The sequence below is a fragment of the Cellulomonas sp. P4_B5_2 genome (assembly GCF_056402235.1).
Window position 1 is genome coordinate 1 of sequence record NZ_JBFUHU010000264.1, and the last position, 8,008, is coordinate 8,008.

The window sequence follows — 8,008 nt, forward strand, 5'->3', positions numbered from 1 at the left end:
CACCAGGCGTACCCCGACCACGGGACCTCGGCGGGCGTCGGCAGCGAGGGGCGCGGGACGACGACCGCCGGCTCCGGCGTGCCGAGCAGCGGGCTCAGCCAGGCGGCGAGCCACCAGAGCGCCCGGTCGGCGGCGACGAGGACGAGGGCCGCGGCGACGGACGCGGCCACGTGCAGGACGAGCATCGCGGGGGCGCCGAGCAGCGGCTGCGCGAGCGTGACGTCCGCGGGCGTGCACGATGCCTGCGTCGCCATGACCATGCCCGGGTGGTGCACGTGCCCCTGCAGCGAAGCCTGGCCGGGGAGGCATGCCACGGTGGTGAACAGGCTGAACGACGAGTGCACCGCGAGCTGCCCGACCCCGAGCAGCGCGAGGGCACCGACGGGACCGAGCCGACGGGCGGTCAAGACCACGGCAGCTGCGAGCGCGACGGCGGTCAGGGTGACCAGCACGACCGACGGCGGCAGGGTTCCCCCGGCCAGCACGTGCGCGAGGGCCCCGAGCGCGACGGTGACCGCGGCGACCATCCCGGCGCGCACCAGGCGCAGCGGACCGGTCTCGGGCGCAGGCATCCCGACACGGTAGCGGGCGCCGCGACGGACGTCCCAGGTGCGAAGCGATTATCTGCGGGCGGGCGAGATTCGGGTGGCGGGGAACACATATCGGGTGGCCGGTTGTTGCGACACGTCGCAGGATGGTTGTCCTGCGCAATCAATCCGCGAGAAGGTCCGATGTCGCAGCAGAGCACCGCCCCCACCGACGCCGCACCGGCCACCTTCACGCCGCCGACCCACCGCGAGATCCTCACGATCCTCGGCGGCCTGATGCTCGGCATGTTCCTGGCCGCGCTCGACCAGACCATCGTCGCGACGTCCATCCGGACCATCGGCGACGACCTGCACGGCCTGTCGCTGCAGGCGTGGGTCACCACGGCGTACCTGCTGACCGCCACGATCTCGACCCCGCTGTACGGCAAGCTCTCCGACATCTACGGCCGCAAGCCGCTGTACATGATCTCGATCTCGATCTTCGTCGTCGGCTCGCTGCTGTCCGGCACGGCCGACTCGATGTACCAGCTGGCCGCGTACCGGGGCATCCAGGGGCTCGGCGCGGGTGGCCTCATGGCGCTGGCGATCACCATCCTCGGCGACCTCGTCGCGCCCCGGGAGCGGGCCCGCTACCAGGCCTACTTCCTCGCGGTGTTCGGCACGTCGTCGGTGCTCGGGCCGGTGGTCGGGGGGTTCTTCGCGGGCGCCGAGACGATCCTCGGCATCGCGGGCTGGCGCTGGGTCTTCCTCATCAACGTGCCGATCGGGATCATCGCGATCCTCGTCATCTCGCGCGTGCTGCACCTGCCGCCGCTGAAGCGCGTCGACCACCGGATCGACTACCCGGGCGCGATCGCGCTCGTCGTGGCGCTGGTCCCGCTGCTGGTCGTCGCCGAGCAGGGCCGCATCTGGGGCTGGGACTCCCCCCGGTCCATCGCCTGCTACGTGATCGGCGTGTTCGGCGTGGTCGCGTTCATAGTCGCCGAGCGGTACGCCAAGGCCGACGCGATCCTGCCGCTGTACCTGTTCCGGAACCGCACGTTCTCGGTCGGCGCGGGCGCCAACACGGTGATCGGCCTGGGCATGTTCGGCGGCCTGGCGACGCTCCCGCTGTACCTGCAGATCGTCAAGGGCCAGTCGCCCACCCAGGCCGGCCTGACGCTCATCCCGTTCACGCTCGGCATCATGACCGGCTCGATCGTCGCGGGTCAGATGACCTCCCGCACCGGCCGCTACAAGGTGTTCCCGGTGATCGGCACGATCCTCATGGGCATCGGCGCCCTGCTGTTCTCGCGCCTCCAGGCCGACACCGGCCTGCCCTACGTGTTCGCGGTGTCCATCGTGTTCGGACTCGGCCTGGGGCTCACCATGCAGCCTCTGGTGCTCGCCGTGCAGAACGCGGTGCCCGTCCGCGACATGGGCGTGGCCACCTCGTCGTCGCTCTTCTTCCGGCAGATGGGTGGCACGCTCGGCACCGCCGTGTTCCTCTCGGTGCTGTTCTCGACCGTGGGCGGCAACATCGCGTCGGCGTTCCGGACCGCGTCGGCGACCCCCGAGTTCCAGGCGGCCGTCGCCGATCCCGCGGTGCAGGCGGACCCGGCGAACGCGCCGGTCCTGTCGATGCTGCAGGGCGGCGGGACGGTGCCGTCCCTGGACGACTCGTCCTTCATCAACAACCTCGACCCGCGGCTGGCGCAGCCGTTCCTCGACGGCTTCGCGCAGTCGGTGGACACCGTCCTGCTGCTCGCCGCGATCATCATGGCGTTCGGCGTGATCCTCACGGTCCTGCTCCCCGAGCTCCCGCTGCGGAACGTGTCCGGCATCCAGGGGCGGTTCGACGATGACGCCGCGGCCGCCGCTCAGCCGCAGCCCGCCGCCGCCGCGACCGCTGTCGGCGGGGTCGCGGGGATCGTCGCCGACGAGGCGGCGGTGGATCGCGCGGAGGCGCAGAGTCCGCGACCCTGAGAACTGGTGCCGGGATCGCTGAACCTGGACGCCCTCGGCATCGTGACACTGGTGACGGTCCCGAGCACCATGTCCCACGGAGGTGGAGATGTCCCGGTCGACGAGCGAACTTCCTGCAGCACCGCCCAGCGCGCACGCCTGTGACGGCTGCCTCGACCGCCGGGAGGTGCTCGTCCGGGCCGGTGTCGTGACGATGGGCGTCGCCGCGGTGGGCGTCCTGGCGGCCTGCGGCGGCGGCACCGAGACCCCGTCGGGCGGCTCGTCCGCGGCGGCCAGCGGGGGCGCACTGGCGCAGGTGTCGGAGATCCCGGTGGGCGGCGCGATCTCCGCGACCGGCGCCGACGGCAAGCCGATCTTCCTCGTGCAGCCCGAGGCCGGCACCGTGATCGGCCTGTCGGCCATCTGCACCCACCAGGGCTGCACGGTCGCGGTCGACGGCGAGGAGCTGGCGTGCCCCTGCCACGGCTCGATCTACGACCTGACCGGTGCCAACGTCTCCGGCCCGGCCGACAAGCCCCTGCCCGCGGTCGACGTCCACGTGAGCGACGGCGCGGTCCTCCCGGGAAAGGCCTGAGCCATGATCCTGCGCGTGCTCGTCGCGATCTGCGTCGCGGTGTCGGCCGTCGTCCACCTCTACCTGTGGCAGGACGGGATGAAGTCCGTCGACGTGGTCGGCCCGGCGTTCCTGCTCAACGGCGTCGGCGGCCTGGTGATCGCCGTCCTGGTGCTCGTCTGGCGGCACTGGCTGCCGCTGCTCGGCGCGGTGGGGTTCGGCGTCGCCACGCTGACGGCGTTCCTCGTCTCGACGACACCCGGCGGGYTCTTCGGGGTGCACGAGCAGTGGGTGGGCGTGCCGGTGTGGCTGTCGGCCATCTCGGAGATCGGCGCGATCGTGCTGGGCATCGCGGCGATCGTCGGGGAACGCCGGCGCTCCCCGGTCAGTCCAGCGGGAGCGGCTGCCCGTCGAGGATGAGCCGGCCCGCGCGGGCCTTGGTCTCGAACGTGTCGGTGTGCCACAGCGCGCTGAGCGTCTCGACGTCCTCGATCGTGTACCCGGCGGACCAGAAGGCGTCCACCTCGGCCTGCTCGGGGAGCGCGACACGGCCGGGTGCCACGGGGGGCGTGTCGCCGTCCAGGAGCAGCTGCCCGGCGCGCGCCTTCGTCTCGGTGGTGTCGGTGTGCCAGAGCTCCTCGAGCGCGGTGACGTCCTCGGGGGTGTAGCCGGCACCCCAGAAGGCCTCGTACTGATCGCGGGTGTAGCCCGCCGGCATCGCCGACCACTCGATGCCCACCGACTGCACGACGTCCTCGAACCTGCGTGCCGCGTCCGAGTACGGGTTCGCCGCCGCAGCCGCACCCGCTCCGGCGACGGCCAGCGCGGAGGTGACGACGCCGGCCACGACCAGCTTCCCGCCGCGGCGCGTGAGGGTGGTGACCGTGGCCTCCGGCTGGTGCGCGAGCTCGGCCCTGAGCCGGGCGGCCACGACGGCAGGGTCCGGCTGCTGGGCCTCACGCGAGTGCAGCGCACGGGTGATCCGCGCGATCAGCTCGTCGTCCTGCGAGGGGTGCTCGTTCATCACTGCTCCGGTCGGGTCGAGAGGTCGGTGTCGCGCAGGGTCGCCAGCGCGCGGGAGGCGTGCGAGCGGACGGTGGCAGGCGAGGTGCCCAGGACCTGGGAGATCTCCACGTCGCTGAGACCCTCGTAGTACCGGAGCACCAGGACCGCGCGCTGGCGGGGCGGGAGCGCCTCGAGGTGTCGCCACATCGCGTCCTGGTGCACGACGTCGTCGGCGTGGTCGCCGTGCGGGTCGGCGTGGGCGGCGAGGACCTCGTCGGCGGCGGGCCGGATGGTCCGCACGTGCCAGCGGCGGCGCCAGGACAGGTGCTCGTTGGTGACCATCCGGCGCAGGTACAGGTCGGGCCGTTCCAGGAGGGCGATCCGGGTCCAGCGCACATGGGCGCGCAGGAGCACCTCCTGCACCAGGTCGGCGGCGGTGTGCCCGTCGCCGGTCAGCACGGTCGCGTACCGGAGCAGCCCAGCCAGGTGGACGCGGACGAGGTCGTCCAGCGCGGGCTCCACGATCGGGATCGCGGCGCTGTCGACGCTCATCGGCGGACCCCGACCAGGTCGCTCAGCAGCGCCCCTTGGGGCAGGGGGGCCGGATCGAGGCAGCGGGAGAGCAGGGCCTCCACCAGCGCAGCGCGCCCGACGATCGCGGGTCCGTCGACGTCACCGGGCAGGATCCGCACCTCCACGGTGTCCCGCAGGGGTCTGTCGGTCAGCAGCTGGGTGAGGTTCACGTCGGCGTACTTGGTGACGCCCGTCGACCGCGCCGCCGCGAGGGTGAAGCCGGGCTGCTCGACGAGTTCGAGCAGCGCGTCCGGCAGCGGCGCCAGCCGCCGGCAGGCGGGGTTGGTGCCCAGGGCCGCCCACAGCTCCTCAYGCCAGTGGCCGAACAGCCGGACGAGGTTCGCGAACGCCTCCGGCCGACGGAACGGCGCCCCGTCCACGTGCAGGTGCACCGCCGCCTCCTGCGGGACCGTGAACCCGAGCTCGCGGGCCGGGCCGAGCAGCCGCTCCAGTGCGCGGAGGTGGTCGGTGGCCAGCGGCGGCGTGATGATCTCGCACGGTCGCTCCCGGCCGGCCGGCAACGGCATCGCGACGGCGACGGTGGCGCCCCGGGTGTCGTCGACGCGCACCGCGGAGCCGACCACCTCGGCGCGCACCCCGAACAGCTCGGCCACCGGGTCCAGTACGGACCGCAGGGGCGCGTCCGGGTCCGCGTGCCGCTCGATGAGGCGCAGCAGCCGGGCGTCGTCGCACAGGACCCGGTACCAGCCCCGGGGGGCGTCGACGAGCCGCGCCACGGGACGTCCGTCGGCGTCGACCACGTCGAACGCCGGCGACAGGTGCCGGAAGACCCCGACGCCGGGCACGACCGACGGCTCGGAGTCGGTGTGGAAGGACCGCCGCACACGGCCGTCGCAGCGCGCCGCGAGCTCGTCGGCCAGCACCTGCCGGTCGGAACCGGCGGGTGCCAGCAGCTCGATCTCGAACCCGGTCCGCAGCGACAGCTCGTCCACAGCGTCTCCTCGCACTCGTCGGGGTCAGGAGGTCGCGGGGGTACCGCTCGGGGCCACGGGAGGAGTCTGCCCGTCGAGGATCATCTGGCCGGCACGCGCCTTGGTCTCGCCGAACTCGCTGTGCCAGAGCTCCGCGAGCGCCTCGACGTCCTCGCCCGTGTACCCGGCGCCGAAGAGCGCATCGAGCTGCTCGCCGGTGATCTCGACCGTCGGGGACGACTCGCCGCCGCCCGGCGCGACCGGCACCGGCTGCCCGTCGAGGAGCAGCTGACCGGCGCGGGCCTTGGTCTCGGTGGTGTCCAGGTTCCACAGCGCGCCCAGCTCGTCGACATTCTCGGGCGTGTACCCCGCTCCCCAGAAGGCCTCGTACTGCTCCGGCGTGTACCCGTCGGGCATCGTCGACCAGTCGACGCCCGCCGACTGGAGGATCTCGGTGACCGACCGCGACAGGGCCGACGTCGGCGCGGCTGCCGTGGCGACACCGGTGCCGGCGACGCACAGACCGGCGGCGACGGCTCCGACGGCCACGAGGCGTCGGGTGCGGGTGGTGCTGGCGTTCATGGGGTCCTCCGGGGAGCAGCGTGCGGATGGGCGTACCCCTCTAGAACGCGGCTCGACCCCCAGGTGTGGAGTCCGGGCTCAGACTCCCTCGAGCAGTCGGCGCTCGTACGCCGCCACCACCTGCGCGGAGGTCCAACCCTCGGTGCCGACGGCCTGGTCGCGGCCCACGTACGGTCCGCGGCCCCGCTCGGCACCGAGCCAGCACGCCTCGTCGAGGAACACCGCCCGCGCCTGCGCGAACGACCGCGATGCGAACAGGGTGCTGGCGGAACCGAGTTCCCGGTAGCCGACGACGAACCCGTCGGGCCCGCCCTCGAAGGTGATGCACTCGTCGCCGCCCGGACCGCCGCCCACCGTGAAGTCGACTCCGTCGAGCAGCCCGTTGTCGAGGGCGTCGTCGCGCAGGTCCACGAGGTCCGGGGACGACGGGACCGACTCTGCCGACTCTGGTACCGCACCCGGAGCGGACCGGACGGCGTCGGCCACCTTCACCAGGATCCGGAACCGGCGCAGGTCGCGGACGGTCAGCGGGACCAGGTTGGTGTCGAGGAACCGCACGGCGTCGCCGTCGACCTCGTCGACCCGGACCAGGCCGTCGACCACCAGAGGGCTCGTGGTGTCGACCCGGTACCGGTGCGCCACCGGACCGAGGGCCGTCCGCAGCAGGACGTCACCGCGCTCGTAGCCGACCCGGTGGAGCTCGAGGTCGTCGTGCGCCGTGAGGGTGCGGGTCATCCCGCGAGTGTCACACGGCGGGCGCGGCTCAGCCCCACACGAGCCCGTGCGACGGGTCGTGCAGCACGCGCGCGACGTCCGCCAGCACCTGCGAGCCCAGCGCCCCGTCCACCAGACGGTGATCGACGCTCAGGGCCAGCTGCGTGACGTGACGGATCTTGATCTTGCCCTTGTGCACCCACGGCTGCTCGCGGATGGCGCCGAACGCGAGGATCGCCGCCTCCCCCGGGTTGAGGATCGGCGTGCCCGTGTCGATGCCGAACACCCCGACGTTGGTGATCGTGATGGTGCCGTCGGACATGTCGGCGGGGGTCGTCTTCCCCGACCGGGCGGTCGCGGTGAGCTCCGCCAGCGCGGTCGCCAGCTCCTTGAGGCCCAGCCGGTGCGCGTCCTTGATGTTGGGGACGACGAGCCCCCGCGGGGTCGATGCCGCGATGCCGAGGTTGATGTAGTGCTTGTAGACGATCTCCTGCGACGCGTCGTCCCAGCTCGCGTTGACGTCCGGGTGCCGGCGCACGGCGAGCATCAGGGCCTTCGCGGCGATGAGCAGCGGGGTCACTCGGACGTCGGAGAACTCCCGGTCGGCGCGCAGGCGCTCGACCAGCTTCATGGTCTTGGTGACGTCGACCGTGTGGAAGACCGTGACGTGCGGGGCGGTGAACGCGCTGGTCACCATGGCCTCGGCGGTCCGCTTGCGCACCGACTTCACYGGGACGCGCGTCTGGCGGCCGTCCGAGGAGACCGTGCCGCTGGCCAGCCAGGGCGCGTCGTCGCCGGGGTAGGTGGCCAGGGTCCGCGCCTCGGCCTGGGCCGCGCGGCCGAGCACGTCCTCACGGGTGACGATGCCGCCCGGGCCCGTCGGCGAGACCGAGTCCAGGTCCACGCCCAGCTCACGAGCCAGCTTCCGGACGGGCGGCTTGGCGAGCGCGTGACGGGTGGCCTCGCGCTGCGACGGGGTGGCCGGAGTGCCGTCGGCCGTCCGCTCCCGGCGTCCGGTACTGGCCTCCGCAAGCCCGTAGCCGACCAGCACGGCCTCGCGCGCGGGCTCCGGCTCCTTCTCGGGCGCGGGCGCCGGACGTGCGGCCTCGATCTCGTCGGACCCCCCGGGCTCGACC

The 8,008-nt window shown here is 73.0% G+C and carries 10 protein-coding genes; 3 read left to right on the top strand and 7 right to left on the bottom strand.

What is annotated here, in order from left to right; genetic code table 11:
• Positions 1-572 (bottom strand): hypothetical protein (locus AC1DUQ_RS16900; RefSeq protein ID WP_477074183.1); only part of this gene is annotated, 572 nt, incomplete at its 3' end.
• A gap of 159 nt (positions 573-731) precedes the next feature.
• On the opposite strand from AC1DUQ_RS16900, the gene AC1DUQ_RS16905 reads away from it, so the two are divergent.
• From AC1DUQ_RS16905 to AC1DUQ_RS16915, 3 genes are all read left to right on the top strand, one after another.
• Positions 732-2,513, top strand: a complete 1,782-nt coding sequence (locus AC1DUQ_RS16905) for an MDR family MFS transporter (RefSeq protein ID WP_477059350.1) — start codon at positions 732-734, stop codon at positions 2,511-2,513.
• An 88-nt stretch (positions 2,514-2,601) separates the two neighbouring features.
• Positions 2,602-3,087: a QcrA and Rieske domain-containing protein gene (locus tag AC1DUQ_RS16910; RefSeq protein WP_477059351.1), complete on the top strand. Its 486-nt coding sequence runs from the start codon at positions 2,602-2,604 to the stop codon at positions 3,085-3,087.
• 3 nt (positions 3,088-3,090) lie between these two features.
• The gene (locus AC1DUQ_RS16915; protein ID WP_477074184.1) at positions 3,091-3,486 is read left to right on the top strand and encodes a hypothetical protein; all 396 of its coding nucleotides are present in this window, start codon (positions 3,091-3,093) and stop codon (positions 3,484-3,486) included.
• Here the strand turns inward: AC1DUQ_RS16915 and AC1DUQ_RS16920 are convergent.
• The 6 genes from AC1DUQ_RS16920 to AC1DUQ_RS16945 all read right to left on the bottom strand — a co-directional run.
• A complete protein-coding gene (locus tag AC1DUQ_RS16920; protein WP_477059353.1) occupies positions 3,452-4,090 on the bottom strand; it encodes a hypothetical protein in 639 nt (212 codons plus the stop codon). The genes AC1DUQ_RS16915 and AC1DUQ_RS16920 overlap by 35 nt on opposite strands.
• Entirely contained in the window at positions 4,090-4,623 is a 534-nt protein-coding gene (locus tag AC1DUQ_RS16925; protein ID WP_477059354.1) for an RNA polymerase sigma factor, read from the bottom strand. The genes AC1DUQ_RS16920 and AC1DUQ_RS16925 overlap by 1 nt, the downstream gene beginning before the upstream one ends.
• Positions 4,620-5,597, bottom strand: coding sequence for an amidoligase family protein (locus tag AC1DUQ_RS16930; RefSeq protein ID WP_477074185.1), 978 nt, complete (start codon positions 5,595-5,597; stop codon positions 4,620-4,622). Before AC1DUQ_RS16930 ends, AC1DUQ_RS16925 begins: the two co-directional genes overlap by 4 nt.
• Positions 5,598-5,621: 24 nt before the next feature.
• Complete coding sequence (locus AC1DUQ_RS16935) at positions 5,622-6,158, bottom strand: hypothetical protein (protein WP_477059356.1); 537 nt, start codon at positions 6,156-6,158, stop codon at positions 5,622-5,624.
• Between the two features lie 78 nt (positions 6,159-6,236).
• Positions 6,237-6,893, bottom strand: coding sequence for a hypothetical protein (locus tag AC1DUQ_RS16940; protein WP_477059357.1), 657 nt, complete (start codon positions 6,891-6,893; stop codon positions 6,237-6,239).
• A gap of 28 nt (positions 6,894-6,921) precedes the next feature.
• Positions 6,922-8,008 (bottom strand): dihydrolipoamide acetyltransferase family protein (locus AC1DUQ_RS16945; protein WP_477074186.1); only part of this gene is annotated, 1,087 nt, incomplete at its 5' end.

Bases quoted from the DNA above. Each gene is read 5' to 3' on its own strand.
- AC1DUQ_RS16940 (WP_477059357.1), bottom strand. From the start codon at position 6,893: ATGACCCGCACCCTCACGGCGCACGACGACCTCGAGCTCCACCGGGTC.
- AC1DUQ_RS16910 (WP_477059351.1), top strand. From the start codon at position 2,602: ATGTCCCGGTCGACGAGCGAACTTCCTGCAGCACCGCCCAGCGCGCAC.
- AC1DUQ_RS16920 (WP_477059353.1), bottom strand. From the start codon at position 4,090: ATGAACGAGCACCCCTCGCAGGACGACGAGCTGATCGCGCGGATCACC.
- AC1DUQ_RS16925 (WP_477059354.1), bottom strand. From the start codon at position 4,623: ATGAGCGTCGACAGCGCCGCGATCCCGATCGTGGAGCCCGCGCTGGAC.
- AC1DUQ_RS16905 (WP_477059350.1), top strand. From the start codon at position 732: ATGTCGCAGCAGAGCACCGCCCCCACCGACGCCGCACCGGCCACCTTC.
- AC1DUQ_RS16935 (WP_477059356.1), bottom strand. From the start codon at position 6,158: ATGAACGCCAGCACCACCCGCACCCGACGCCTCGTGGCCGTCGGAGCC.